Origin of the sequence: Bdellovibrio bacteriovorus (genome assembly GCF_041888015.1) — a bacterium.
In the GTDB taxonomy this organism is placed as follows: Bacteria; Bdellovibrionota; Bdellovibrionia; order Bdellovibrionales; family Bdellovibrionaceae; genus Bdellovibrio.
This window is the reverse complement of the sequence record NZ_CP168968.1, coordinates 1,711,688-1,737,560: the sequence shown is the minus strand read 5'-3', so window position 1 is coordinate 1,737,560 and position 25,873 is coordinate 1,711,688. Positions and strand designations below refer to the sequence as shown.

30 protein-coding genes and 2 tRNA genes are annotated in these 25,873 nt (G+C 48.2%); 10 read left to right on the top strand and 22 right to left on the bottom strand.

Annotated features, from left to right (window positions below; genetic code table 11):
• Positions 1–69 precede the first annotated feature (69 nt).
• Positions 70–540, top strand: a complete 471-nt coding sequence (locus tag ACES2G_RS08415; protein ID WP_374001817.1) for a nucleoside deaminase — start codon at positions 70–72, stop codon at positions 538–540.
• Here ACES2G_RS08415 and ACES2G_RS08410 read toward each other — a convergent pair.
• The 3 genes from ACES2G_RS08410 to ACES2G_RS08400 all read right to left on the bottom strand — a co-directional run bounded on the left by ACES2G_RS08410 (position 530) and on the right by ACES2G_RS08400 (position 2,121).
• A complete protein-coding gene (locus ACES2G_RS08410; protein ID WP_374001816.1) occupies positions 530–997 on the bottom strand; it encodes a DUF4442 domain-containing protein in 468 nt (155 codons plus the stop codon). The genes ACES2G_RS08415 and ACES2G_RS08410 overlap by 11 nt on opposite strands.
• A gap of 101 nt (positions 998–1,098) precedes the next feature.
• Positions 1,099–1,764, bottom strand: a complete 666-nt coding sequence (locus ACES2G_RS08405) for a hypothetical protein (protein WP_347357182.1) — start codon at positions 1,762–1,764, stop codon at positions 1,099–1,101.
• A 9-nt stretch (positions 1,765–1,773) separates the two neighbouring features.
• Positions 1,774–2,121: an antibiotic biosynthesis monooxygenase gene (locus ACES2G_RS08400; RefSeq protein WP_347357183.1), complete on the bottom strand. Its 348-nt coding sequence runs from the start codon at positions 2,119–2,121 to the stop codon at positions 1,774–1,776.
• A gap of 153 nt (positions 2,122–2,274) precedes the next feature.
• On the opposite strand from ACES2G_RS08400, the gene ACES2G_RS08395 reads away from it, so the two are divergent.
• Entirely contained in the window at positions 2,275–2,652 is a 378-nt protein-coding gene (locus ACES2G_RS08395) for a hypothetical protein (protein WP_347357185.1), read from the top strand.
• Positions 2,653–2,680: 28 nt separating this feature from the next.
• Here the strand turns inward: ACES2G_RS08395 and ACES2G_RS08390 are convergent, their stop codons facing one another.
• The 5 genes from ACES2G_RS08390 to dacB form a co-directional block, all read right to left on the bottom strand.
• Entirely contained in the window at positions 2,681–3,319 is a 639-nt protein-coding gene (locus ACES2G_RS08390; RefSeq protein ID WP_347357187.1) for a carbonic anhydrase, read from the bottom strand.
• Between the two features lie 378 nt (positions 3,320–3,697).
• The gene (locus tag ACES2G_RS08385; RefSeq protein WP_347357188.1) at positions 3,698–4,006 is read right to left on the bottom strand and encodes a terminase small subunit; all 309 of its coding nucleotides are present in this window, start codon (positions 4,004–4,006) and stop codon (positions 3,698–3,700) included.
• A 2-nt stretch (positions 4,007–4,008) separates the two neighbouring features.
• A complete protein-coding gene (locus ACES2G_RS08380) occupies positions 4,009–4,353 on the bottom strand; it encodes an FKBP-type peptidyl-prolyl cis-trans isomerase (protein WP_347357190.1) in 345 nt (114 codons plus the stop codon).
• Between the two features lie 42 nt (positions 4,354–4,395).
• Positions 4,396–4,947, bottom strand: a complete 552-nt coding sequence (locus tag ACES2G_RS08375; RefSeq protein WP_347357192.1) for a dihydrofolate reductase family protein — start codon at positions 4,945–4,947, stop codon at positions 4,396–4,398.
• Between the two features lie 3 nt (positions 4,948–4,950).
• The gene (dacB, locus tag ACES2G_RS08370) at positions 4,951–6,384 is read right to left on the bottom strand and encodes a D-alanyl-D-alanine carboxypeptidase/D-alanyl-D-alanine-endopeptidase (protein WP_347357193.1); all 1,434 of its coding nucleotides are present in this window, start codon (positions 6,382–6,384) and stop codon (positions 4,951–4,953) included.
• A gap of 107 nt (positions 6,385–6,491) precedes the next feature.
• Here dacB and ACES2G_RS08365 point away from each other — a divergent pair, with 107 nt between their 5' ends.
• Entirely contained in the window at positions 6,492–7,229 is a 738-nt protein-coding gene (locus ACES2G_RS08365; protein ID WP_374001815.1) for a substrate-binding domain-containing protein, read from the top strand.
• Between the two features lie 3 nt (positions 7,230–7,232).
• Here ACES2G_RS08365 and ACES2G_RS08360 read toward each other — a convergent pair whose 3' ends face one another.
• The 5 genes from ACES2G_RS08360 to ACES2G_RS08340 all read right to left on the bottom strand — a co-directional run bounded on the left by ACES2G_RS08360 (position 7,233) and on the right by ACES2G_RS08340 (position 10,524).
• Entirely contained in the window at positions 7,233–7,586 is a 354-nt protein-coding gene (locus ACES2G_RS08360) for a DUF3703 domain-containing protein (protein WP_374001814.1), read from the bottom strand.
• 12 nt (positions 7,587–7,598) lie between these two features.
• Positions 7,599–7,925, bottom strand: coding sequence for a hypothetical protein (locus tag ACES2G_RS08355; protein ID WP_347359625.1), 327 nt, complete (start codon positions 7,923–7,925; stop codon positions 7,599–7,601).
• A gap of 263 nt (positions 7,926–8,188) precedes the next feature.
• Positions 8,189–8,644 (bottom strand): GNAT family N-acetyltransferase, encoded by a 456-nt coding sequence (locus ACES2G_RS08350; protein ID WP_374001813.1) that lies wholly within the window; start codon positions 8,642–8,644, stop codon positions 8,189–8,191.
• Positions 8,645–8,864: 220 nt separating this feature from the next.
• A tRNA-Leu gene (locus ACES2G_RS08345) sits at positions 8,865–8,951 on the bottom strand.
• Positions 8,952–9,057: 106 nt separating this feature from the next.
• The gene (locus ACES2G_RS08340) at positions 9,058–10,524 is read right to left on the bottom strand and encodes an anion permease (RefSeq protein ID WP_374001812.1); all 1,467 of its coding nucleotides are present in this window, start codon (positions 10,522–10,524) and stop codon (positions 9,058–9,060) included.
• A 329-nt stretch (positions 10,525–10,853) separates the two neighbouring features.
• On the opposite strand from ACES2G_RS08340, the gene ACES2G_RS08335 reads away from it, so the two are divergent.
• On the top strand, positions 10,854–11,657 hold the full coding sequence (locus ACES2G_RS08335) for a TIGR02147 family protein (RefSeq protein ID WP_347359628.1): 804 nt from the start codon (positions 10,854–10,856) through the stop codon (positions 11,655–11,657).
• 36 nt (positions 11,658–11,693) lie between these two features.
• Here ACES2G_RS08335 and ACES2G_RS08330 read toward each other — a convergent pair whose 3' ends face one another.
• Positions 11,694–13,418 carry an ATP-binding protein gene (locus ACES2G_RS08330; RefSeq protein ID WP_374001811.1) on the bottom strand — a complete coding sequence of 575 codons (1,725 nt, stop codon included), beginning with the start codon at positions 13,416–13,418 and terminating at the stop codon, positions 11,694–11,696.
• Positions 13,419–13,566: 148 nt separating this feature from the next.
• Positions 13,567–13,642, bottom strand: a tRNA-Gly gene (locus ACES2G_RS08325).
• A gap of 306 nt (positions 13,643–13,948) precedes the next feature.
• Between ACES2G_RS08325 and ACES2G_RS08320 the strand changes: the two genes are divergently transcribed.
• Positions 13,949–14,392 carry a hypothetical protein gene (locus ACES2G_RS08320; protein WP_347359400.1) on the top strand — a complete coding sequence of 148 codons (444 nt, stop codon included), beginning with the start codon at positions 13,949–13,951 and terminating at the stop codon, positions 14,390–14,392.
• Here ACES2G_RS08320 and ACES2G_RS08315 read toward each other — a convergent pair.
• From ACES2G_RS08315 to ACES2G_RS08285, 7 genes are all read right to left on the bottom strand, one after another.
• Positions 14,389–15,465: an ABC transporter permease gene (locus ACES2G_RS08315; RefSeq protein WP_347359401.1), complete on the bottom strand. Its 1,077-nt coding sequence runs from the start codon at positions 15,463–15,465 to the stop codon at positions 14,389–14,391. The two genes, ACES2G_RS08320 and ACES2G_RS08315, sit on opposite strands and share 4 nt — an antisense overlap.
• On the bottom strand, positions 15,462–16,568 hold the full coding sequence (locus ACES2G_RS08310) for an ABC transporter permease (RefSeq protein ID WP_347359402.1): 1,107 nt from the start codon (positions 16,566–16,568) through the stop codon (positions 15,462–15,464). The genes ACES2G_RS08315 and ACES2G_RS08310 overlap by 4 nt, the downstream gene beginning before the upstream one ends.
• Positions 16,565–17,305: an ABC transporter ATP-binding protein gene (locus ACES2G_RS08305; protein ID WP_347359403.1), complete on the bottom strand. Its 741-nt coding sequence runs from the start codon at positions 17,303–17,305 to the stop codon at positions 16,565–16,567. Before ACES2G_RS08305 ends, ACES2G_RS08310 begins: the two co-directional genes overlap by 4 nt.
• Positions 17,302–18,048, bottom strand: coding sequence for an ABC transporter ATP-binding protein (locus ACES2G_RS08300; protein WP_347359404.1), 747 nt, complete (start codon positions 18,046–18,048; stop codon positions 17,302–17,304). Before ACES2G_RS08300 ends, ACES2G_RS08305 begins: the two co-directional genes overlap by 4 nt.
• Entirely contained in the window at positions 18,045–18,782 is a 738-nt protein-coding gene (locus ACES2G_RS08295; RefSeq protein ID WP_347359405.1) for an efflux RND transporter periplasmic adaptor subunit, read from the bottom strand. Before ACES2G_RS08295 ends, ACES2G_RS08300 begins: the two co-directional genes overlap by 4 nt.
• 117 nt (positions 18,783–18,899) lie before the next feature.
• Positions 18,900–19,085 (bottom strand): hypothetical protein, encoded by a 186-nt coding sequence (locus tag ACES2G_RS08290; protein ID WP_374001810.1) that lies wholly within the window; start codon positions 19,083–19,085, stop codon positions 18,900–18,902.
• The gene (locus ACES2G_RS08285; protein WP_374001809.1) at positions 19,072–19,797 is read right to left on the bottom strand and encodes a hypothetical protein; all 726 of its coding nucleotides are present in this window, start codon (positions 19,795–19,797) and stop codon (positions 19,072–19,074) included. Before ACES2G_RS08285 ends, ACES2G_RS08290 begins: the two co-directional genes overlap by 14 nt.
• Positions 19,798–20,107: 310 nt before the next feature.
• On the opposite strand from ACES2G_RS08285, the gene ACES2G_RS08280 reads away from it, so the two are divergent.
• From ACES2G_RS08280 to ACES2G_RS08260, 5 genes are read left to right on the top strand one after another with little or no spacing between them, the layout of a single operon-like run.
• Complete coding sequence (locus tag ACES2G_RS08280) at positions 20,108–21,676, top strand: methyl-accepting chemotaxis protein (protein WP_374001808.1); 1,569 nt, start codon at positions 20,108–20,110, stop codon at positions 21,674–21,676.
• 41 nt (positions 21,677–21,717) lie between these two features.
• Positions 21,718–22,857: a dTDP-4-amino-4,6-dideoxygalactose transaminase gene (gene rffA, locus ACES2G_RS08275; protein WP_347359408.1), complete on the top strand. Its 1,140-nt coding sequence runs from the start codon at positions 21,718–21,720 to the stop codon at positions 22,855–22,857.
• The gene (gene rfbA / locus ACES2G_RS08270) at positions 22,854–23,741 is read left to right on the top strand and encodes a glucose-1-phosphate thymidylyltransferase RfbA (protein WP_347359409.1); all 888 of its coding nucleotides are present in this window, start codon (positions 22,854–22,856) and stop codon (positions 23,739–23,741) included. The genes rffA and rfbA overlap by 4 nt, the downstream gene beginning before the upstream one ends.
• A complete protein-coding gene (gene rfbB, locus ACES2G_RS08265; RefSeq protein WP_347359410.1) occupies positions 23,738–24,724 on the top strand; it encodes a dTDP-glucose 4,6-dehydratase in 987 nt (328 codons plus the stop codon). Before rfbA ends, rfbB begins: the two co-directional genes overlap by 4 nt.
• Positions 24,712–25,872: a glycosyltransferase family 4 protein gene (locus ACES2G_RS08260; protein WP_374001807.1), complete on the top strand. Its 1,161-nt coding sequence runs from the start codon at positions 24,712–24,714 to the stop codon at positions 25,870–25,872. The genes rfbB and ACES2G_RS08260 overlap by 13 nt, the downstream gene beginning before the upstream one ends.
• The last annotated feature ends 1 nt before the right edge of the window (position 25,873 follow it).

The window sequence follows — 25,873 nt, the reverse complement described above, 5'->3', positions numbered from 1 at the left end:
AGAGCTGGCCAAACCACAAAAAGAATTGGAAAATAAATTCTTGTCACGCACACCAGTAAAGGACTTCCGATGACCTCGTCGCAGATTCGTTTTTTAGAAATGGCTGTCAACCTGGCTGCAGAAAACTTGCAAGAGCATCATGGACGGCCTTTTGGAGCTGTTTTAGTCAAAGACGGCGAGGTGATTGCCACGGGGGTTAATGAGATCCTGAGCACCATGGACCCCACTGCGCACGCTGAGCTGTCTGCCATGCGTTCTGCCAGCCAAGTATTGCAGTCGCCCCGCTTGGATGGATGCGTGATTTATGCCAGCGGACAACCCTGCCCGATGTGCCTGAGTGCCATGCACATGACCGGCATCAAGGAAGTTTATTTCGTACTTTCAAATGCGGATGGGGAACCGTATGGACTTTCCACAGCCAAGATCTATGAAGAAATGCAAAAGCCCCTGGGACTACAGAGCATCAACATTCAGCAACACTCTTTAACCGGGGCTTTAGATCGCCTTTACGGCGGATGGAAAAGAAAGACTAAGACCTAGAGGACTCTTTGGTTTTATCTTTGCGGCGAATATACAAAACCTTGTCCACCTCAGCCACAACCTCATTTTGCTCGTCAAAAATCTGCACCACAAAGACAGGCTCGACCTTGTAATCATCGGCTGCTTGCTCTTTGATGGATGTCAACTCAGCCTCTGTCACCGCAAAGCGCGCACGAATGCGTCCTTTACCAGGCTTTTTAAAACGAATCGTCGCAGCTTTATCCCAGACAATATATTCGCGCCCCAGCTTTTGAATCAGAATCAGCATGATAAAGGGATCTGTCATCGAATACAGAGAGCCACCGAAGTGAGTTCCTACATAGTTGGCATTCCAAAAACGTAGTTTCATTTCAACATCAATATAGTCGAAATTGGGCGCCACTTTTTTTACACGCACACCCGCCCCGACAAACGGCGGCCAGAAGCTCATAAACTTGATCACCCAAGGACGCATCATAGAACGAACTCTCCCCTTACAGAGAATTCTATGGAAGCTCCTTGATCTTTGTCAGCTAATTTATAACAGCTTCGACTTCAACAGGTAGTTTGCAAGCCTTACTAGTATCCTTCTTCGATCTCTTGCTTTACGCTCATCACAACCCGGTCCTTATCATAGATATATTCTGCTGGATACAGAGCACCCCCATCGGTGCGCAAAGAGGCCAATATCCTGGCATAAAGCTCTGCCGCATGAAGCCCCTGATCCGCGACATTCTTAAATTTCGCTCGAACCTTGGAACTGCGACGATTGATATTGGCATAGATAATATCCATGCGCTGCTCAACTTCCAAGGCAACACAAGGAAGATCCACAGGGACACCGCACTTACGATCCGCTGGGACAAAATCAGTGACCTCCTCGGTCAAGTCCTCGATACGACCCACATGATGAGCCGCCAGATTCTCTAGCCGAGTCGAAATGTATAAGATCTTATTGGCATAATGATCTTCACGCTGTTTTTTGTTTTTCAAATAGGTATGGGTTTGTGCCGCGGCATTGGCATAGGCTTTATAGGCCGTCTTGTATCCCGCAAGATCTGAAATCAGCAAAAGCTTATCCAGCTCAGTGATCTCTCCCGAACTCAACATTCGATCCACCAGTACCAAAACCTTTTGCTGGGCTTGGTCTAAAACCAGATCCGCCTCTTTCGGGGTGGCCGCGAACAATTGGAAAGTAAAAAGTGAGACACCCAGACATATCGAAAGAAAAAATCCACGGCTCATCGATTCCCCCTATGGTGCATACGCTTCCGGCGGAAGCTCTCGCGCATTTTTTCCAGAGCCCGGCAATTTGTCGGCGATAACATCTATCTGTTCAACCAGAGGCTCTCGGGCAAAAAGGTCGGGTGATTTCGCAAATAAGGCCTCGGCCACCTTTCCTGCAAGATGGGCCTTACGCCCGGACTCATCCGGAAAGGCATCAAAGATTCCAAATTCATGAGAGTTCAAACGCAAAGCAAACCAAGCCGTCGTTTCCGGCTCTTCTTCGACCAGAGCCAAACCATCGCGCAAAAATTTTTCCACCTCAGCTTCTTTACCGGGCTTTGCCTCAAGCCGCACCAAGAGTGCACAATGAACCATGACGACCTCCTGAGCATAGTACAAATCATCAGGACGTGACGGCCAAACCAAGAATCCAAACCCTGCTATCTTTCATAGGTATTTCCCCCTGCCTAGCCCCTGAACCCAGTTCTTACTTGTTAAATGGCCATCTTTTGTTTCACAATAAAAGACATGAAAAGACTATTGATGATTCCCGCCCTGATTTTAATCGCAGGCTGCTCAAGTCAGCCCAAAGTCACGACCGAAGAAGCAGAAGCCAGTCTGCCCAAAGCTTCCCCACCACCGGGAGGCGGCACCACCACTTACGGTGGCACCCCGGCTCCGAATGCGATCGAGCTGACACCGGCAAAGAACACTCCTGCTATTGTCGAGGGTAAAAGCTGCGACACTCCACTAGGCACCATCCCTGATGGCGGCAAGGCCACTGGATACCTTCAGGCGGTTGTCCCTGCGGATGATATCTGCATTTCAGATACGATCACTTGTAAAGATGGAGTCTGGTCAGGACAGGCCGTGCATCCGACGTGTAAGAAGGAAAAGTCCAAGTAACAAACAAGGCGCCCTCGGCGCCTTGTTTTCAGAGATTCAGCTCTGCAAATGCATGTGTGGGTTCATCGTAATACCACAACTGTCCACTTTCCAAGTCAAAGTAAACACCCAAAAGCTGCAGGCCGCGATTTTGAACAGCCTCTTCCACAAATGGGAATGTGCGAAGATTCTGCAAGGAAATCACGATGGATTCTTTTTCACATTCTTTGCACAGAGTATCCATATCAGCATGAGGCGTGCGGCTTAAAACTTTTTCTCGTGCATCACTGGCAATGGTCATCCATTGCGCCACAAAGCCATTCTTTTTGACATTTTCAGTTTGGAACAAGGAACGGATACCACCGCACTGACGGTGCCCCAAAACCACAATGTTTTCGACTTTCAGATTCACCACGGCAAACTCAATCGCCGAACTCACCCCGTGGAAACCAACAGAGGATTCAAACGGTGGAACCAGGTTGGCGACGTTACGGATGCAGAAAATATCCCCGGGAGAAGAAGAGAACAAGATTGCAGGATCGACACGAGAATCACTGCAGGCGATCATCAAAGTCTTCGGACTCTGACCGCTGCTGGCCAAACGATTATAGACTGAAGACTCTTCGTTAAAAAAGCGGTCGTGAAATCGGCGGAAGCCGGCATACATCTTGAGGATTTCTTTTTTCACTGGCGATCCTAACTTTAAGGTGATTTTTATTTCTGTACCACCGCAGGAGGATCATGAAAAGGATAAATACACGTCTGGGAAGGAAAAAATGCAAAAAAAGAGGGGCATTAGCCCCTGCTCAGCGTCACCTATTCGAGATGAGCTAAACAGGACAGAAGAGTTGAGTTTTGCGTCTCAAGGTCTGCTGATTCACCGAACAATTTTACTTTTAGGGATGAAAGAAATTCCATCATAGAAGCCTCCTTTTTCTGTTATTGCTTCATGAACACACAATAACAGAAACCCAGCGACAACAGTGAGGCCATTTATGGAATCCAGATATGCACCAAATGCATACTTAAGGCATTATCATGTCTAAAGTCTAGACACTCCACAACTTCAAAAGTCCTGTAACCCCAGGATCTCTTTACAAGATTCCATATGTCGCTCGATTTCCGCCAGGGACTTTTCCAGCTTCATCATATCACGTTCATCGACCTCAGCCTCCATCGCGGCCAGAACAATGGGATGCTTTTTTAGCCACTGCCCCTGCTTAGAGGCATAGTTTTCCGGAACCCCAGATCGAAACGCCGCCATCCGGGCATTGCCATCCTTGAGATACTCAACAATGAACTTCAAAGTTTCCAACGTCAGAAGCTTGCGATGCGCTTTTAGTCTTGAAGAAAAACCGACCTGCCTGATTCTCATGATTAGCTTTCACGCGGACGTACTTCGATCATTTCAACATCGAAGATCAAATTCGAGTGAGGCGCGATATGCGGCCCCTTTTGACGATCCCCATAGGCCAAGTGTGATGGAACAAACAAGGTGCGCTTGCCACCTTCTTTCATGCCCATCAAACCCATATCCCAACCTTTGATAACCCGACCGGCACCAATCACAAACTGAAAAGGCCTGCCGTGATCGTAAGAGGAATCAAATTTGGTTCCATCCTCAAGACGCCCCTCATAGTTACAAATAACCAGAGCGCCCTTTACGACTTCAATACCAGTTCCAACAACAGTATCAGTAATCACAAGCTCATTTTTATTCATGACTGGGAGCCTACTGTGAACTTGCATCCCAGTCAAAAGAAGTCAGGATTTCGGGGCGGGAACTTCGTAATGAAGCTCTACAAATGGTGTTCGATCCAAAATGGCTTTCAGCTTCATGGGGGGATGCATGGTGCGCGGGAACAAGGGAGCCCCTCCCGACAAGGTCACGGGGGCTACGTTTAAGATTATCTCGTTCAAACATCCTTGGTCGTAAAACTTCGCTGCCAACTCTCCGCCACCGACGATCCAGATATTTTTGCCAGCGGCCACTGATTTCATTTCTTCGCAAACAGGCTTCACATCCCCTTTTACAAAACGAACATCAGCGTCTGGAAAAAGTGGCAAGTTGCGAGTCGTGAAAACCCAGGAAGGAATTTTATAAGGCCACGCCTCGGGTTTATCTTTCTTAAGCAGATGATCATACAACCACATATAAGTCGTGGAGCCCATCGCAATCGCTCCGACATCGCGAATGAAGGATTCAAAGTCCGGCGCCCCGGATCCGCCATCGAATTGAAAAAGCCAATCTAAAGAATTATTTTGATCCGCAATAAATCCGTTCAAACTTGTGGCACCGTAATAGATTGTTTTCATATTCTATGTTCCTTGGTAGGCTTGCAGTTCCTTTTCCACCACATTCACCAAAAGCTCATCGTAAAAACGCATCACAGCCTGTTCTGAACCAGAACCATTATACATAAAACTGAAATTGAAGATACGCCCGTCCGAACCTTTAACTCGCCCTACCATCGTGATTACATTTTTCATGTATCCGGTTTTGGCTTTCACCCATTCGATACTTTTAGAGGCCAGGCCCCGCTTTTTAAGAGTCCCATCGACTCCGGATATTGGCAACGAATCCATGAACACAGGTCTTAACTTTTCGTCAGACACTACACTCGACAGGATTTTTAACATATTCCGCGAAGAGGTACGATTGCCATGATTTAATCCCGCAGGATTTAGGAAGGTGATACTTCCTTTCGGAAGATTCATACCTTGCAGTTGTTGATTGATAATCTCAACACCTTCAGAAACAGAAGCCTTGCGATTGTGTTTAATTGCAATCTGAGTTGCCAGCATTTCAGCGACAACGTTGTTGGACTCCTTATTCAGATCCGCCAACAGATCCGCAATCGTCCGTCCTGAATGAGTGGCCACCGTGATGATTTGCGCCGGAGCTTTTCCCACCTTGACCTGCCCCGTCACCTGAATTCCTTTTTGTTTGAGATAATACTTCAATGCCTGTCCAGACCACTTCGCAGGGTTAGAGACATTTTTTTCAAACTCATATTCGGCGTATCCGCGCCCCAGCGTCCCCTTAACGTATAAAACCTCTTGTCCTGAAGAAAGCTTTCTTCTCTCTGCGATCACGCCATTGGCAGAACCCTTGACGGTTTTAATATGACCTACGATTTTGATATAGTCATTGGCAGGAATCATTTGCAGTTTTGCATTCTTGCCAACCGCCCCAGGTCGCACCAGCACCTTAAAAGAATTCCAATGAAAGCTCATCGCACCAATGCGTGCATCATGAAGAGCATCCACCCGATCGTAATCCCGACTATCATAGCGAACCTGTTCAAAAAGAGATTCATCCACAACAAGGTCACCTTGAATCTTTTTGATTTTCTTCTGCTGAATCTTGGCTGCAAGGTCCATCATCCCGGCAACACCGAAGGACGGATCACCCCCACCAACCAGATACAAATCCCCTTTGTAGATTGCACCCTTTGGAGAATTCGCCAGTTTAAGCGTGGTCTCAAAGCGCTCTTTCGATCCGAAATTACTTAAAACACCCATTGAAGTGATGACTTTTGAAACCGAGGCCAAACTCATGCGCTGATCTGAATTTATGTCGACCAAGGTCTTGGGTGTTTTGTCAGCAGTGACGATCAGTGCTGATAGATCAGAAAGAGAAATACGGTGTTTCTGCGCAGAGTGAGCAATCTCAGAGCTATAATCCGCCGCCCACACCAAGGAGGAAATAGACAACGCACCGAAGAAAGAAAAAATATTTCGCCAGAACATATTCTAAGGATACGCACCCCTGTGCAATCACACAACCCTGTTCTGCCATATTTTTCCTTTGCGAGTTTCCTTCATTTCACAGAGGATAGACCCATCAGGAGGTTTCAATGTTTGCTGCTTTTCCCACCGCCATTCTTCTTTCTTTCTCTAGCGCTCATGCTGAAACCTCATTGCAAGTTTATGGTCCCGGTGGCCCGACTCCGGCGATGAAAGCCTGCGCTGCTGCCTATGAAAAATCCAATTCCGTGAAAGTACAGATCACCGCAGGGCCACTAGAAAAATGGCAGGCACAATCCGAGACTGCAGATTTATTTTATTCAGGCTCTGAAAACATGATGGATTCTTTTGCAGAGAAAATTTCCAGCCTGGATACCACGAGTATTCAGACCCACTATCTACGCCCATCTGCCATTTTAGTTCGTCCAAAAAATCCACTTAAAATTCGTGGCATCAAAGATCTGGTGGATAAGAAAATGAAAGTCATCGTGGTCAATGGTGCGGGCCAGGTCGGCATGTGGGAAGATATCGTCGGGGGATTAAAAAGTGCCGAGGCTTTGAATAAGTTCCGCAGCAATATTGTCTTTGCCGCCAAGAACACGGGTGAGGCAGAAAAAAGATGGAAGGAAGATCCAAGCATTGATGCGTGGTTGGTCTTTAATATCTGGGGAACGAGAAATCCAGAAAGTGCGCAGATCATTCCCACCGAGAAAAATCTGACGATCTATAGATCCATGGGGACTGCACTGGCGAAAAATACGAAACAAAAAGAGGCGGCCATTCAGTTTGTGGATTTCATAAAATCCAAGGAATGCCGCAAGCTCTTTGAGAAAGAAGGCTGGTTCTAGACCTTACCCCTTAGAGCCTTGCTGCAAAATCATTTGTAAATCTTCGGGCACATCCATCGGCTGAAAGATTCCCACATTAGAAAGTCCGGTATTGCCCTTGGGAGCCTTCCCCGTAATTGAGCCCGGGATCGCCAAGATCATTCGAGGGATTTGCCCCGCGATCTCTTGCACATTGAGAGAAAGAAGTCCCAAGCGGAACATATGCCAGTGAACTCGCAAGTGAGGAATTGCATCGAACTGACCCAGGATATGTGCTTGCGCCAACGCTGTCCATGCGGACTCAAGATCCTTTGATCTTATAAAATCCAACGCTTGAGCCAGTTCACTTTCAAAATGAATTTTGACTTTCGGAGACATGCCACGCCCTACCTAATCGCCCACGCTAAAGTTCATATTCATCTGCGGACCCGGGTTGGTCGAATTTTTGTTGTCAGATTGTTTTTGATTCACGGACTTTAGCTTCACGTCACTTAGGCAGGTCTCGTAGCCAGCGTCTCCTTGTTTGATCGTGCGCCCAGTGATATCCGTACAGCTTGAGGAAAATTTCACCTTGGATTTTTGTGAAACTTCACTAGGCATCCCTTCCATTTCCATGGTTCCAAAGCCCTCTGGCACGGGAACCTTAACATTGGCTTCATCCGCCAAAACTGAAAAATGAAAAGCCAAAACTGAAGCAACGATCAAGACTCTCTTCATATCTCACCTATCCTTACAAACCATTCCATATGAAAATCTTTTCGACTTCAACTACAAACCGGTTAAAAGCCATTTTTATGAGGTCGCGGAACAACGGCCTAAGCGACCTGGACAGGCAGCAACAATCAAGTGGTGATTGTGTGGGATGGCCGAGGCTCTAGTACTGAAACCGTAAAAGCAGACGATCTTGCTGGAGCTACCTTCACGGCAGTATGTGAATAAAACCTAGCTTAGGTTCCCGGTTGTTTATCGAAATTTAGAGATTATAGCGTGCTAATTTTAGAAGACTGAATTTCGAAACCGATAAATTCAACATCGTCTTCTATCACTCGATACGCTTCTTTCATTCCGAGCTTTTTTGCAAGAGCTATCGAAGCCTTATTCGTCGGCATTATCTGGGCCGTAATTTTTTCAAAATTTAGAGTGTTGAAGCCATAGCTAAGACACGCTTGGGCCGCTTCTAATGCGAAGCCTTTGCCCCAGCTTGATCTCAAGAAGCGATAGCCTAAATCTATCTCTTTAGTTTCTTCGATCCACTTGAGCCCGCACCAACCAAGTTTTCTTCCCGTTGCCTTTTCAATAACCAGAAATCGTCCGATTTTTCGCTCTGCGAACTGCGCTCTTAAGCTTTCAATTAATCCCATGGCCTTACTTACGTGTTCGAACGGTCCGTCAGGGACATAGCGAGTGACTTCAGGATCTAAATTCAACTCCATCATGAAATCGACGTCGTCAAATCGATGCGGCCTTAGCTCTAATCTGGGGGTGAGTAATTTAAAATTATCAACAGTCATAGTAAAATAATACGAGATCGTATCGCACCTGTATAGAAACTAGAGGACAAGGATAACCGGCTCAGAAACGAAGAAAGGCCATCCTAAGATGACCTTTCGCCTTCCCTCAACTACCGACACATGGGTGTTCGAATAGCTTGGGATTTGGTGCGCGAGGGGGGACTTGAACCCCCACAGGATTTCTCCCACAGGCTTCTGAGACCTGCGTGTCTACCAATTCCACCACCCGCGCATCGAATGGAAAATCAATCTTGAACTATTTTTTCGCAACTTAGAACCATTTTCGCAGACGGTCATAAAAGGATTTTGCAGATGCCTAGATTATAGGCTCCCCCGCCTTACCAATACCCCAAAACCTTCCACCAAATGGCACAACCCACGGCGAAGATCAGAAGATTCAGCAGAGTCACGACAAAGCCCCACTTCCACCACTCTCCCATGCTGACATAGCCCGAACCGAACAACACCGGCGCAGATCCTGTCCCGTAGTGCGTAAGCGACGCACACAATGACGATGCAAACCCCAGGAACAGACCAAACATCAGCGGCGGAGCCCCCAAAGCCACACCGACCCCAAAGAAGGAAGCAAATAAAGCCGAGATATGGGCCGTGTTACTTGCGAAGAAGTAATGGATAAACACATAAAGCAGAACCAGGACCGCAGCCGCCTCAACCCAGCCCAACCCCCAGTGCGAAATCGACGATTCCACCGTTTTAGAGAACCAGCCAACAACACCCAACTTATTCAGGAAGGTCGCCATCATCACCAGGGACGAAAACCAAGTAACCGTATCCCAAGCGCCTTTTTCCTTTAAAAGATCATCCCAGGTCAGAACACCACTGAATAATAGAACTCCCAAGCCGACAAACGCACCTGCCGTCGCATCCACCTGAAACAGCGGATCTTCAGACAACAGCTCAGGCCCACCCGCCCAAATAAACAACAGCAGGAAAAAGACCCCAATCAGAATCTTTTCATCCAGCCTTAAGGGTCCCAATTCATCCAATTTCTTTTTCGCATAACCAGCAGCATCCGGGGTTTCCTTGATCTGCGGAGGATAAAGCTTATAAAGTGCCCACGGCACAATCAGAATCGCCAGCAAGCCCGGCACAAACGCCGCCAAAGCCCACTGCCCCCAGGATACGTCAATATTCGCAATATCGCGAATGCCGGCCGTTACCAGCGGATTCGGCGCCGTCGCCGTCACAAACATCGCCGAGGTGATCACGTTAATTTGATAGGCCACCAAAGTCAGAAAAGCTCCGACCTTCAATCGACTAGCTTCATCAGGCAGTGACCCCATCGATTCTGAAATGGAACGATTGATGGGATAAAGCACCCCACCACCACGGGCCGTATTACTTGGCATCACGGGTGACAGCACCAGTTCCGCAAAAGAAAGACCATAGCTGATACCCAAGGTTTTTTTACCGATGGCGCGCACAAAATGATACGCCACACGCGATCCAAGGCCTGTCTTAATGAACGCTCGGGAAATAAAGAATGAAATACCAATCAACCAGATCAGTGTGTTGGAATATCCACTTAAAGCATCCGCCATGGCCTTGGATGGATTCCCCGGACTGGTCACCTGCGTGATACCTACCAACAGAATACCGATCATCGCAGCCCCGCCAATTGGCAAGGCTTTGCCAATGATCGCTACAATGGTGCCAACGAAGATTCCCAGCAGGCGCCAGGCATTGATGTCCACCCCTTCCGGCGGAGCGATTACGAACCAGAACAGACCTGTGGCAAAAAAAGCCGCAACGGCAGGGATGACTTTCACATGGGGTAACTTCATGCCTTAATATCCGATGAAGAAAATAACACTGCAATCTTTACCAAAAGTGGTGTCGGAAATCAGAAAGCAAAGCCACCCAGTATTACACATTTGAAGAAGTTCACCGAGCGCCTCCAAGCCCCCCAAAAGGGCTCATATCGCATTTAAACGGCCCTCATCTCGTTCCTGAGCCTCGCTTGCATATATTTCTTAAGTATCGAGATTCACGACGGGTTCCAAAACCGGAATGTCATGGAATAACCCGGAACAAAATGCAAACTCGGACTTCGCCCCCTAGATGACTTCGCAAAAATCAGATATATAAGAGCCACTCATTAGGGAGCATCGATATGACGAAGAAGCACCACTATAGAGACTATATTCTTAAGGAACTTGAACGCCGCCAGCGCAAGAATCCTTCCTATTCACTTCGCGCCTTTTCCCGGGATCTGGAAGTGCCTTGTTCGCGCCTTTCCGAAATTCTGAATGGCAAGGTTGGCCTTTCTGAAAGCCGTGCGGTGAACTTAGCCTCCAAGCTGAATCTGTCCCCTTCCGAACAGGAATTCTTTGTGGATCTGGCGTTATCTGAACACGCCCGCAGCGCAGTTCTGCGCGAAATGGCCGCGCAACGAGTACGAGCCCGCGAAGAAGCTTTCGGAAAAATCGGCGAAGAACAATTCGCTGTGATTTCAGATTGGTATCACACCGCCATCACACAGATTCTTTTGCTGAAAGACTTTGACCCTTCCATTGAAAACATCGCACAGCGCCTGGGCTTGACTCAGGATATGGTTGAAAAGGCATTGGAACGCCTGGAATCCCTGAAGCTTGTTATGAAAACTCCGGAAGGTCGCTGGGTTGCCGATGATGGCAAATACTCTTCCACTTACGGTGGTTCCTCCGAAGCGGCTCGCAGTTATTTCATGCAAATGCAGACCAAGGCTGTGGAAGCAATGAGCGCTGAAAACAAACGCCGTTGGGACATGGGGTGCACGATGGTTCCCACCAATCGTGACAAGGCAAAAGAAGTGGCTCAGAAGATCCGCCAGTTCCGTCTGGAACTGATGCAGGATCTGCAAAACTGCGAAGACAAAGACTCATTGTTCGCCCTTTCGACCAGCTTCTTTGAGATGACTGATTTACAACCTCACTAAAAACAAAAGGCGTGGCTCTAAACCACGCCTTTTTCTTTATTTTCCTTGCTCAATGGGAAAGACCACAGTCACCTTCCCGCCCCAAGATTTCCCTGACGAAAATTCCAACCGACCATGATGCAGTCGTAAGAACTGATTCACCAGGAACAGACCGATGCCATACCCAGCCGCCGATGTTGTCTCGCCAGATGGCTTGCTGCCCGTATGTGCCAGAATCTTTTGCATTCTTTCAGAATCAAATCCCGGCCCCTGATCAATAACACTTAAATAAACCTCGCCATCTCGAACTTCCGAAGAAACCTCAATCACAGATCCCTTCGGCGAATGTTTGATGGAATTACTGACGAGGTTTCTTAAAATCGCCTCGAACATTTTCAAATCCACGTTCACCAAAGCTTCATCCCGCAAAGAGTTTCCACTGACGGTCAGATCTTTTTCACTCAGCGCGGGCTTTACCTGGCTGACTGAAGCCTTGATAAGATCCGCTATTTTTACAGGTTCCTTGGAAACTTCATAGAAGTCCCCCTTCGTCGCGGTCCAAAGCAGGATATTACGTACCAGATCCATTGAAGACCGGGCCGTATCTGCCAGCAGATCCCAATCCTGCTGGCGGCGATGAGCCACCAACAAAGACATCCCCGACAAATTCCCCAACAGATCGTGCGACAACAAAGACATCAAACGCTGGTTCACCTGAGTACTGACTTTCAAATCCGTGACTTCGTTAAAAACAATCAAATGCCCCGGCTCGGTCGGCAAAGCTTCCGCCAAAGGCTGGCAAGTCACCTCAAAAAAACGACCCGACATCGTGGCGGAATCCTTGCCTGTACGAAGCTCTAAGGAGACCTCGACCGGGTCCTGGCTTAAAGCAGGAAAATCACCAGCCATGGACGAAGGCAAAATTTCTTTCAACAACCCACCAACACTGGAAATCGAAAGATTGAAAAGTTCTGCCGCGCGAGTGTTAAATAAAGCCACACGCTGTTCCGTATCCACCAATAACACCGGTGTGGGCAGCGCTTCAAACAGGCGATGACTGCGCTGGGACAGTCTTTGCACCACCTGCTGTCTGCGCAGAATATAATAAAACGCAAAGGCCGAAACAATCTGGGTCAAAATTGGCATCCCCAGGAATCTAAAGCGAGGTAAAAATAAAATCCCTGACACATCTGCAACGACAAACAACGACAGAGAAAAAATCATCAACCGCGAATAGAAAATTTTATTGCGCCCGGCCCTGCGAACTCCGCGCGTGCAAAGCACAATAATAAAGACCAGCAAAACGTAGGAATAAAGAATATGCAGCTGCCCCAGCCATCCCAACTTCCAGCGAATAGCGGAAATCCCGAAAGATTCAAAAGGCTGAACATCGGTCATGATCAGCTGATGGGTCTGCGGAAGAAGGCAGGCCCCGGCAATAATGACGGGAAAAATAAAGAACCAACCGATCCCCTGGGTGGCGGGGGACTTCTGTGGTTCGCGAAAAAGCTCTTTGGCAAACCAGATCCAAAGTGCTGGCAGCGGAGTAATAAAAATGAACCGTAAACGGCCAAAGACCTCTTTGGTTTCTACCGTCGAGCTAAAGACCATCAACAGGTTCATAACCAGCCACCCGGCGTACATCGCCATGATAGCCATATAGATCTTTACAGCGATGTTCTGACGATACTCCAGACAAGCCCCGGCAAAGAACACACATAGCATGGCCCCGCAGAAGTACAGCATCATCAATATCTGAGCATTAAAAACAGAATCTTCCAAAAGCAGCTCCGAAAGAATTAAGTTTCCGAATCCTATTCGCGATAGTCAATCAATGGAGTTTTATGGGATTTTTAAAAAGAAAAACCCCTGATAATTTCTCATCAGGGGTTTTGAATTTTTGCTCTTAAAATCTTCTTGGTAGAAAATTTGGAGCGGGAGACGGGGCTCAAACCCGCGACCTATGCCTTGGCAAGGCATCGCTCTATCAACTGAGCTACTCCCGCAGTGTCGTTTCGAGAGAACCAAAATTACAGTTGCCTCACCCTATTGTCAACGGGTAAAAATCAAAAAAATGAAGACTTTATTGTACGGACGCATCAAAAAATGGATGATTTTTGCTCTCATAGGCTGTTCTGCTTATTTTGCAGGCTATATTTGGGGGCAACATCAAAAACAAAAACCTCCGACTCCGCCACCTGTTCTTACGAACCCCCAGTAATGCCTACATAATCGTCATCTAGGTTAAGCGATTAAAACATGACTCGTTACCCATTTGGCTCCATGAACTGGTTTTAGTTTAAGGAGACCTCATGAAAATACTTTGGGGAATTGTTTTTGCCACAATATTTGCCAGTTCAGCGCAAGCCGATTTGTTTTCTCAGCTTCAAGGCACCTACCAGGTCCTGAGCTGCGAAAACCTGGGGGCCACACCCTACAACTCGGTCTGCCAGTTTTCACAAGTGACTTTGCAAAGCTCGCCCTACATTACCGCTATCACTTTCTTGGGCGATAGTTCGGGCGGACAAAGCACCCTGACGCTGACCCTGCCTGCGAACCTTAGAGATCAACCCACGGCCCGCTATTGCGAAAAAGGCGATGCCTTTGCCATCTTTAGCAACGAAGGCCGCCATAGTGGCCAAGTGGTCATGCTTCGCAAACTTAGAAATGGTCTGCATCATCTTTCCATTCACCTGCGCTCGGATGTCACAAAGACTCTGGATGTGATCGAAGTGGATCTGGAGAAAATTCACTAGGACAAGGTGGTTCTAAAGCGACGCCAACTGGCTGTTATCGCCAACAAAGCCATTGCCAGCAGAATCAGGACATTAAACAGGATCAAGCGCATGTCTCCGCCTTTAAGCATTATGTTGCGCAGAAGTTCGATAAAATACGTCAGTGGATTCACATAGGAAAACACCCGCAATACCCAGGGCATGTTCTCGACGGGAAACACCATTCCCGATAGCAGCACTGACGGGAACAGATAGAGAAATCCGCCCATCATGGACTGCTGCTGGGTTTTGGCGACGGTTGAAATAAACAACCCGATACCAACCGTGCAGCAGACAAACACAAATGCTGACAACAACAAAAGCCATAAACTTCCCCGCAGAGGCATTCCGAAAAGAGTCATGGCCACCCCCAGGATCAAAGGAATATTGCTCATCCCCAGAAGCACAAACGGAATGGTCTTTCCTAGAATGACCTCCTCCGGTTTTACCGGGGCAGAGATCAAAGTCTCAAATGTTCCCATTTCTTTTTCTTTGGTGATCGACATGCTGGTCAGCAGGATCGTAATCAAACACACCAGCATACTCATGACTCCGGGAACCAAAAACAAAGCCGTTCGCATCGCTGGGTTGTAAAGCACCCGCACATCAAACTCCAAAGGCGGATCAAAGGCATAAAGAGAATGCACAATGCTTAAAAAATATCTTTCAATCCCCTGCGCCCGGGTGACATTGGTGGCATCAATCAGAAGCTGTAACTTTCCCCGCTGACGTCCCAAAGTACGATCCAAACCTTCCGATGAAGCCACCATCACAGCATCCGCTTCATTGTTCTGAATTTGCATAAAGGGATCCGACGAAGAAACCTTGGCCGGTATAAACCATCCCGAAGCCAGGGCTTTGCGATGAATTTCGTGCAAAGCAGTGTCGCTCGGCGCCCCAACAACACTTAGGCGGATATTTTTTGTCTCTGTCGAAAGAGCCACCCCGAAGATGGTCAACTGTACACAAGGGGCCAGAAAAAGCAGGATCCGCATGCGAGGGTCACGCAATGTTTGACGAAATTCTTTACGGATAAAGCCCAACAGGGTTTTCATGGTTCTACATCCCGCTTAAATTTTCTGGTTGCCAGAACCAGCATCAAAGTAAAAAGCCCGCACAACGCAGAAAAACTGGGAAGGATATTCTGAAACCCTGCCCCCTTTAAAAACAAATCACGACTGATCTCAATAAACCACCGCGCAGGCAGCAGCATTGTTAGGTAGTAAAAGAAATCCGGCATATGTTCGACGGGAAAAATAAATCCAGACAGTAAAATCGTCGGCAGCAGTCCCGATAACATCGCCATCTGCATGCTCAACTGTTGCTTGCGGGTCACGACGGAAATCAACAACCCCTGAGCCAGATAGGTCGAAAGAAAGATCACACAGCATAGTAAATAAATTAAAAAACTTCCGCGAAATGGCACAGCAAAAACAATCTGTGAAATAATAAAAACAAAGAACACCGCCACCATCCCCATCACGGAATACGGCAGGAGCTTTCCCAGAATGATTTCCACGGGCCGGACCGGGGTTGAAAGAAGCAGTTCCATCGAACCGTTCTCCCATTCCCGGGCCACCGTCAAAGCGGTCAATAAAATGGATAAGATGGCGATAAGAGCTGCCGCCAACCCCGGCACCACAAACCAACGACTGTTCAATTCCGAATTAAAAAGAAATCGCGGCTGAACCTCTATCGGCTCCTTAAAATCTCCGAACTCTGCTTTTAGAATTTGTCTTTGAATCCCCCCAAGATAACCTAAAATGGAGCCCGCGGAAGAATTATCCGTCCCATCAATCAAGATCTGCACAGACGTAGTGCTGTGAGGTTTTAGATCCTGTGCATACTGCGGGGGAATCAATAAAGCGGCATGAGCCCGGCCTTCATCCAATGCCTGTTGAGCCTCGGCCGGACTTCGCACATACAAAGATTGAAAATAGTTCGAACTGACGAAGGCTTGCTGCAACTGCCGCGAATTCTGTGTCTTGCTGCTGTCAAACACCGCAAGCGAAATGTGATTCATGTTAAATTCAATCGCATATCCAAAAAAAACCACCATGATCACAGGCATTCCCAACGCCAGAGCCAGCGTAAAGGGATCACGCACGATATGAAACACTTCCTTCTTGGCCACAGCCCAGACCGAGCGCAGTCTCATCGCCCCTCCACCTGTTCGATGAAGACTTCTTCCAGAGTAACCTCGCTGGGATCTTTATCGGGAAAGCTTTTTTGCTTTAGACCCAACGGCGAATCCAGCGCAATCAATTCCCCCGAACGCATCAGAGCAATACGCCCACACTGCTCGGCTTCATCCATATAGTGAGTTGTCACAAAGACGGTCTTTCCCTCTCGGGCCAGCTCCCGGATCAGATTCCAAAAGCGCTGGCGAAAGGCGGGACTGACGCCTGCCGTGGGTTCATCCAAAAACACGATTTCAGGATCGTGCAGGACTGCCGACACCAGACTGACTTGTTGTTTGATCCCTCCGGGCAGATCCTTGACCAGAACATCTTCCGAGGTCTTAAAGCGGATCATCGTCAGCAGTTTTTCTTTTTGCTGGCGAAATTTTTGCGAATCCATCTTGCGCAATGAAGAAGTGAACTCCAGATTTTCTTTCACGGTCATATCATCATACAGCGTGAACTTCTGGGACATATAGCCGACCTTTTTCTTCACCTCGAAGGACCGGGTCAACACATCCAGACCACACACTCTGGCCTCTCCATGAGATGGTAGCAGCAAGCCACACAAAACCCGGATCGTCGTGGTCTTCCCCGCGCCATTGGCCCCTAAAAAACCAAAGACCTCGCCCGTCGCCACCGTAAATGAGATATCCCTGACCGCAAAAAAATCACCGAACTGCACTGACAGCCCTGAAACCTCAACCGCATTCATGGGGTTTCCTCCAAAGCGTCGTATTGCAGAAAGACCTCGTCAAAGCTTTTGCAATTCTGCTGCTGCAACAAAACCCTGGGCTCGCCTTCCAGTAAAGTCTTGCCATCGAAAAGCAAATGCACCTGCTGACACTTCAAGGCCTCATCCAGATAAGAGGTCGTTACCAATATCAGTACGTTCTCGGTCTTTTGCAGGTCATAAAGCAGCCCCCAGAAGTCGCGCCGACTTAAAGGGTCCACGCCATTGGTGGGCTCATCCAAAAGCAGCACCAAGGGGGACGCCAACAAGGAGCAGATCAATCCCAGTTTTTTGTACATCCCCCCGGAAAGCTGCGAAGCCAGACGGTCGGTGAATTCTTCAAGACGCGCCATCTGCAAAAGCTTCTTTCGCCGTTCAAGATATTCCTGATCCGAAATCTGATAAAGTGTGCGAAAGAACTCCAGATGTTCATGAATGCTCAGCTCCGGATAAAGACTTTGTGTTTGTGGCATATAGGCGATACTGGGTCTTAGTTCAGCCAAAGCCACCTCCTGCTGATTGCGGAGGTAAGATATCTTTCCCTGATCCGGGCGAAGAAGGCCCATCAGATGTCGCAGAAACGTCGTCTTTCCGGCGCCTTCCGGACCGATGATCCCATGAATCAGCCCCGCATCGAAGGTCATACTGAGCCCCTTCAGGGCCTGCGTGTGGCGAAGCTTTTTGAAAACTCCTTGCACCCGCAAGGACACCGTGCCTGAGCTCATGGTGCCTCCGCTGACCACTCCAGGGTCATGCCGGGCTTAAGAACCCCCTCGGGATTACTGAAGCGGACTTTCACCGCATAGACCAGACGGGTTCGCTCCTCCCGGGTCTGCACATTCTTCGGAGTGAATTCAGCCTCCGGATTGATATAAGAAATGATTCCGGAAAACTTACGATCTTTCATCTCCGGCAACAGAGCTTCGATCTTTTGCTCCATCTTCAGCGATGCAATTTCATCATGAGGCAGATAAAAGTAGGCATACACCTCTTCAAGATCACCAATGGTCAAGAGCTTGGATCCGGGGACGACCATTTCACCAGGCTCAAAGTAAGTGGTCAGTACAGTTCCCTTGAGCGGGGCCAGTACCGTACACCAGCTTTTGCGGGTTTCTATATCGTCTTTTTTATTTTTAATCTGATCATAGTTTTCCTGCGCAATACTGCCACCGCGATAAAGCTGCGATGCTCGATCAAAACTTTTTTTGGCAAGATCAAAACTGAGCTTGATCTCCTCACAGGCCAGCTCCACCAGCATCTGATCCCTTTGTACCACCTGGCCTTCTTTCACTGGAAAGCTTGCAATCACCGAAGACACCCGCGCGGGAATATCCACTTTCGTGACTTCCACAGTTCCGACATAAGAAAAGGAGCTCTTGAAAAGAAAGATTTTGGCCAGATAAGCCAGAAGTAAAACCACCACAATGAGGACCAGAGGCAGAATCTTCTTTTTGGACATCCTTAAAGACTAGCCCCAAGGACGAGAAAGGCATATTTGATACGACTAAGGCTGAGGAAAAACAAAAAGCCGGGAAACCCCGGCTTTTTGCAGCATTACTTATGGCAGTCCCGGCAATTAGTTGCTTGGAGCAAACCAACAGCGTGGACGCGCACCCACAGCATCGCGTGGAGTGTAGCAAGAACCTGCTTTGTAGTCAGAGTTGCTTAGCTTTTCGTTTTCTTTAGCAACACACAAGCTGCCCGCAAAGTAAGTGTCCAAACGGCACTGAGTCGCAGGGTGTCTGTCATCAGTGCGAGTCACTTCTTTTTTTATCCGGAGTACCGAATGTTGGTGGAGTTGTTTCTTTACGCAAAGCTTGGAAAAGATTTGCTACAGATTGACCCGCCAAAGAAGTTCTCAAGCAGATAAGACGGTCTTGTTCTTCTGGGAACTGAGCCGTACAAGCTGCCTCAGCAACTGGATCCAACTCAAGATCTTTCAGGATCGCTGCATTGTCGTCTTCAGCAAAGAAGCGACGAAGACATTTCAAACCTGCGAAATAGTCAGAGCCACCTTCATTTGTCGCCCATGCACCACCGAACCAGCTTTGCATTTTAGGAGCGCCACCATTGTGGTGACCGTATTCATGGCAAATAACCAATGCGAAACCTTCGATAGTTGTCGCAGGGTGACGAGCCAAACCGCCGTACATATTTACAACCTGTGTATTGCCTGATCTTTGAGCAGATGCATTCACAGTTCCGTCATTCCAAAGACGGTTGATTTTCAAACGATCACCCATCGCTTCCACATCTTTAGTGTAAAGCTTTTCCATACGGTCGATCACTTGGTTAAATTGTTGTTCGGTGATACCACCCACAGTGAAAAGACCTACTGGGATGTTCAGGTTGTTTTCTGGTACGAAACCAGCACACATTTCACTTACTTCTTTGGTAGCTGTTTGGTTCGTGAAGCCTACAGTTGCAACCAATGCAACAACGGCTAACGCACGACGTAGTGTCGTATTTGTCATGACTTTCCCCTCCTTGAGTCTAGACGTAAGAAAAATCGTATCAACATGATGCGGACAAACTCAAATATTTTAAACATGTTATGATGCACCACACCTTGGTCCAGCTTGAATATTACAACACTCATCTTTAATTAAAGATCCGCAATACATCTGTCGAAAAGAAAGGATCAATAGCTTTTCCATGATTTAAGGAGCCGACTCATGAATGTCCTGACAACTTGGTTCCGCGGTCTGCGCGGACGTCTACTTTTTTTCAGCAATCCTTCCTGTTATCGCCTTTGCGGCTCTAACTGGGATTGCCTGGAAGTCGATGAATAATCTGGGTGGAATGTTAACTGACGCCTACGTCAATGTCGTTCCAAACATGGATGCTCTTGGACAAATCGGCATGCAACGCGCACGTGTGGGCTACTTTATCTGGGCAGCCCTTGCCAATGATGAAGATCAAAAGTCCCGCGAAGGCTTTATCAAAAAAGCACGTAGCGCCTTTGATGAGTTTAAAAAATTCGAAGAGGTTTACGCCAAAACGACCTTTACTCCTGAAGAGTCAAAGAACTACGCCAAGACTCAAGAAATTCAAAAAGCCTTCTATGCTTTGACGGACCAGATGATCTATCTGCTGGAATCCAACACCCCGGAAGCTAATAAACAGGTCCATACCGCCATGAATGGTGGCGAATGGCATGTGAAAGCCATCGCCTATCAAGATATGATTGCTGCCAACATGAAGCTCTACCGCGACCTTTCCGCTGCCAACGACAAACTTCAACAAGAACAGCGTACTCACGAAATCCAGCTTCTGTGGCTGATTTCGGCATTCTGTTCTTTCTTGGTCTTTGGCATCTTGATGTGGATTGCTTACCGCGTTTCCAATACCGTGGGCTCTATCGCTACGGGTCTTTCTGAAGCCGGCCACCAGGTCTCCGGTGCTATCACTCAGTTGACAGCAGCAGGTCAGACTTTGTCGCAGTCTTCCACCGAAGCGGCCGCGTCTCTTGAAGAAACCGTGGCTTCTTTGGAAGAAATGTCTTCCATGGTGCAAATGAACTCTGACAATGCAAAACAAGCTGCGGCTCTTTCTTTGTCTTCCAAAGACGCCGCAGAACAAGGTCAGTCTGAAATTCAACTTTTGATCACGTCCATGAACGATATTTCCCAATCTTCCAAAAAGATCGAAGAAATCATCAGCGTGATCGACGACATCGCCTTCCAGACCAACTTGCTGGCCTTGAATGCTGCCGTTGAGGCCGCCCGTGCCGGCGAACAAGGAAAAGGTTTTGCCGTGGTGGCCGAGGCCGTTCGTGCTCTGGCGCAACGCTCCGCGTCTGCTGCGAAAGACATCAACACCCTGATCAAAGACAGTGTTGAAAAAGTGGATCGCGGCTCTCAGATCGCCGACCGCTCTGGGGATGTGCTGAACACGATTGTAAATTCAGTTAAAAAAGTGTCCGATCTGAATAACGAAATCTCTGCGGCAAGCTCTGAGCAAACCACGGGAATCCAACAGATCTCTAAGGCCATGAATCAATTGGATCAGGGCTCTCAGGCCAATGCCGCTTCTTCCGAGGAAATTGCAGCGTCTTCTGAGGAAATCAGTGCCCAGACTCAACAGATGCAATCCATGGTTGTAAACTTGAACGAAGTAATTGTCGGGGCTCAGCAGGCTATTGAGACACCAAAAGCTGTGGCGAAAGCTCCAGCAAAGGCCAAGGCCCCCACCGCTTCCGCAACGAAGAAGGTTATTCCATTCCCGACCAAGGCTAAACAGCCCGTAAAAGCGGCAGCTCCGAAAGTGGAAAAAAAGCCACAGAGCAGCGCCGTTATTCCGTTCGATGAAGACGAAGGACGCGGCAAAGTAGGAACCACCGACGGCTTTTAAAGATTTGCTCCCCCTACGGCATTCAGCTAGTATGTGGGAGCATGAAAATACCCTTTAATATCCCGCCCCGAAGCTCGAATGAGGAAAAATATATTTCTCAAGCCATCGCCGCTAAAAAACTCAGCGGCGAAGGTCAATTCAATAAAAAATGTGCTGAGTGGTTTAATAAAAATATCCCGACTCTGATGACCGTGATCACCCCGTCGTGCACCTCCGCTTTGGAAATGGCGATGGTACTGGCTGATCTTTCTCCGGGGGACGAAGTCATTCTGCCTTCCTTCACTTTCACTTCCACCGCCAACGTCGTTGCTCTGTACGGAGCCACACCGATATTTGTCGATGTGGACCCTAAAACCATGAACATTGACGTTGATGCCATTGAAAAAGCCATCACACCAAAAACCAAAGTGATCATGCCTGTTCACTATGCCGGTGTCGGCTGTGAAATGGATCGCATCATGGACCTGGCGAACAAGCACAATATCTGGGTCGTCGAAGATGCCGCTCAAGGAATCTTTGCTTCCTACAAAGGGAAAAACCTGGGGGCTTGGGGACACATGGCGGCCTTCAGCTTCCATGAAACCAAAAACATCGTGTGCGGTGAAGGTGGTGCACTGACCATCAACGATCCCCGCCTGGTGGCTCGCGCCGAAATCGTTCGCGATAAGGGGACCAACCGCCAGCAGTTCCTTAACGGCCAAGTCGATAAATACACCTGGCAGGATAAAGGATCGTCCTATCTGCTTTCAGAACTGTCCGCTGCGTTTCTTTATGCGCAACTGGAAGAAGGTGAAAAGATCACTGCAAAACGCCTGGCGATTTGGAATAAGTACTATCAAAATCTGGCGGATCTGGAAAAAGCCGGAAAACTGCAACGCATGACCATTCCACCGGAAGCTCAGGCGAATGCGCATATTTTCTATATGCTACTGCCGACAATACAGCTTCGTCAGGATCTGTGGTCCTATTTGAAGGAACGCGGTATCCAATCAACGTTCCATTATGTGCCATTGCATTCCGCCCCTGCGGGATTGAAGTTCGGCCGTGTGGCGGGCTCGATTGCCGTCACTGACGATCAGGCCGCCCGCCTTTTACGTCTGCCCATGTTTGCAGATCTGTCTGCAGAAGATCTACAGACTGTTTTAAACGAAGTTCACAATTTCTTTAAGGAGACACGATGAAGGGCATTATCCTTGCCGGCGGCGCCGGTTCCCGCCTTTACCCTATGACCCGGGTGATGACGAAGCAGCTTCAGTCTGTTTACGACAAACCCATGATTTACTACCCGCTGAGCATTCTGATGCTGGGTGGGATCAAAGATATTTTATTGATCACAACTCCGGATGATCAACCTTTGTTCAAACGCCTTTTGGGTGATGGATCTCAATTCGGAATCAAGTTGTCGTACAAAATTCAGGAAAAGCCTAATGGCCTGCCAGAAGCTTTTGTTCTGGGCGAAGAGTTCATCGGCAACGATGACGTCTGTTTGATGTTGGGTGATAATCTGTTCTATGGCGACCTGACCTTCTTCCGCGATGCGATTGCAGCACAAAAAGCAAAAGCGGGCGGCTTGAATGGCCGTGTGTTTGCCTATTATGTGGCAGATCCATCCGCTTATGGCGTGGTTGAATTCGACAAGAACACCAAAAAAGTAAAATCCATCGAAGAAAAGCCGAAGGCCCCAAAATCTCAATATGCGATTCCGGGACTTTATCTTTTCGATAACACTGTTGCTAAACGGGCCAAGGCCCTCAAGCCCTCCCCGCGTGGCGAAACAGAAATCGTCGATCTGATTCTGGCTTATCACAACGAAGACACTTTGGGCGTTGAGATGATGTACCGGGGCCTTGCATGGCTGGATACGGGAACTCCCCGTTCCTTGCTGGATGCCGCTTCCTTTATCGGGGCGATCGAAGAACGTCAGGGTATGAAAGTGGCCTGTCTGGAAGAAGTTGCCTATCGTATGCAGTTCATCACCCTGCAACAGCTTCAGACCATCACCATGGAACTGCCGAAGTGTTCATATCGCAGCTATCTGGAAAAAATTATTTCTGAGGAACTATGAAAAAGACTGTCATGCTGACCGGTTGTGCCGGTTTTATTGGATCTAACTTTGTAAAAACCGTGGCCTGCCGTGATTCTATCAAAGCCGAATACGACTTTGTGATCGTGGATGCTCTGACTTATGCCGGCCGCCTTTCCAACATCGAAGCAGAACTGCAAAACCACAGCAATCTGACTTTCGTACAAGCTGACATTCGTGACACTCAAAAAATGCACGACTTGTTTGTAAAGTATCAATTCTCTGGAGTCCTGAATTTTGCAGCCGAATCCCATGTGGACCGCTCCATTGAAAACCCGAACATCTTTGTTGAAACCAACGTTTTGGGAACTTTGAATCTTTTGAAAGAAAGCTTAAGCGCTTTTGAAAAGAACCCAAGCTTCCGCTATCTGCAGGTTTCCACTGATGAAGTCTATGGCACTCTGACCATGGAAGATCCGGCGTTTACGGAAAGCACACCCATTGCACCCAACAGCCCATACAGCGCTTCCAAGGCCAGTGCGGATCTGATGTGTCGTGCCTTCTTTGAAACCTATAAACTGCCAGTGGTGATCACACGTTGTTCGAACAACTATGGTCCGCTGCAGGTTGAAGAAAAGTTCATCCCCTTGATGATCAAACGCGCGTTGGCTGATGAAAAGCTGCCGATCTATGGCACGGGCATGAACATCCGCGACTGGATCTATGTGGATGATCATAATGAGGGCGTCTGGCTGGCTTTCACTAAAGGTAAAGCTGGCGAAGTGTACAATCTTGGCGGCAACTCAGAACGACAAAACCTGGATGTTGCCAAGATGATTCTAAAACATCTTGGTAAGCCCGAGTCTCTGCTCAACTTCGTGACAGATCGCAAAGGTCACGACTTCCGCTATGCCATTGATTACTCGAAATCCCAGCGCGAATTGAATTGGAACCCCACAGTGCGCTTTGAAGAAGAAGGTCTGGCTAAAACCATCGAATACTTCAAAAACCTATGGGCGAAGTAAAAGTTCTGCACTCAATCCAGTCTCTCTCTTGGGGGGGGCTGGAAATCTACACGGCGGAGCTGATTCAAAAGCTCGCAGAAGCCGGCGTCAATCAACGTGTGTTTTGTTCTGCGCACTCCCGTGTCTCTGAAGAGCTTCGCCACACGAAGGTAGAACTGATCACCTTCCCTGAAAAAAAGATCTCGAAACTGAAAGCCGCGTTCTGGATAAGAAAAATCAGCCGCGAGCACCAGATCACTCACCTGCACTCGCACACTCGCATAGATATGTGGGCTTGTGTCTTGTCGCGCTGGAATTCAGCTCACCCCAAACATATCTACAATCTGTATATGAATGCTCTTCCCAAGAAGGATCTGGTGCATCGCTGGATTTTTTCAAAAGTCGATGCTCTTTGCAGTTCTTCGGAATGGGTTTTGAGCGAAGCCCGCAAGAATTTTCCTATTGCACCGGAGAAACTGCGCCTGATGCGCTATGGGCGTAAAACCGAGGAATACCAGACTCACCCCGAGCAGCGCGAACAACTGCGTGCCAAGATGGGGTTTGGAGCAAAGGACCTCGTCTTCGGAACTCTTTGTCGCATTGATGCGGGCAAAGGGGTGCGTGAACTGGTTGAAGCTTTGGACTATCTCAGCGATGACGAAATTAAAAAGATTCATATGGTGATTGTCGGCGACCCGACGATTCTTGGCAGAAATCCCGACGGACACCTGACCTATGAAACCCAGTCCGTTGAACTGGCCGAGTGGATCACTAAGAAGGCTGCTGAGCCCCGCCTGAAAGGCCATCTGCATCGCGTGCCGTTTCAGAAGAATTTTATCCCTTATATTGATATTCTGGATGTCTTTATCCTGGCGTCCTACAACGAAACCTATTCACTGAGTGTCCTGGATTCGATGCTGATGGAAAAACCTGTCATCGGCACCGATGCCGGAGGCACCACAGAACAAGTCGGAAAAAATGAGCGCGGCTTTTTAACTGAGCCCCGCAGCGCTGAAAGCCTGAGCGAGGCTTTGCGCTTTTATATCCAAAACCCCGATCAGGTTGCACAACAAGGTGCCAAAGCCCGGACTTGGACCCTGACACAACACTCTTGGACCGAAACTCTTAAAAAAACCCTGGCCTTGTATGATGAGCTGGGAAGGAATTAGT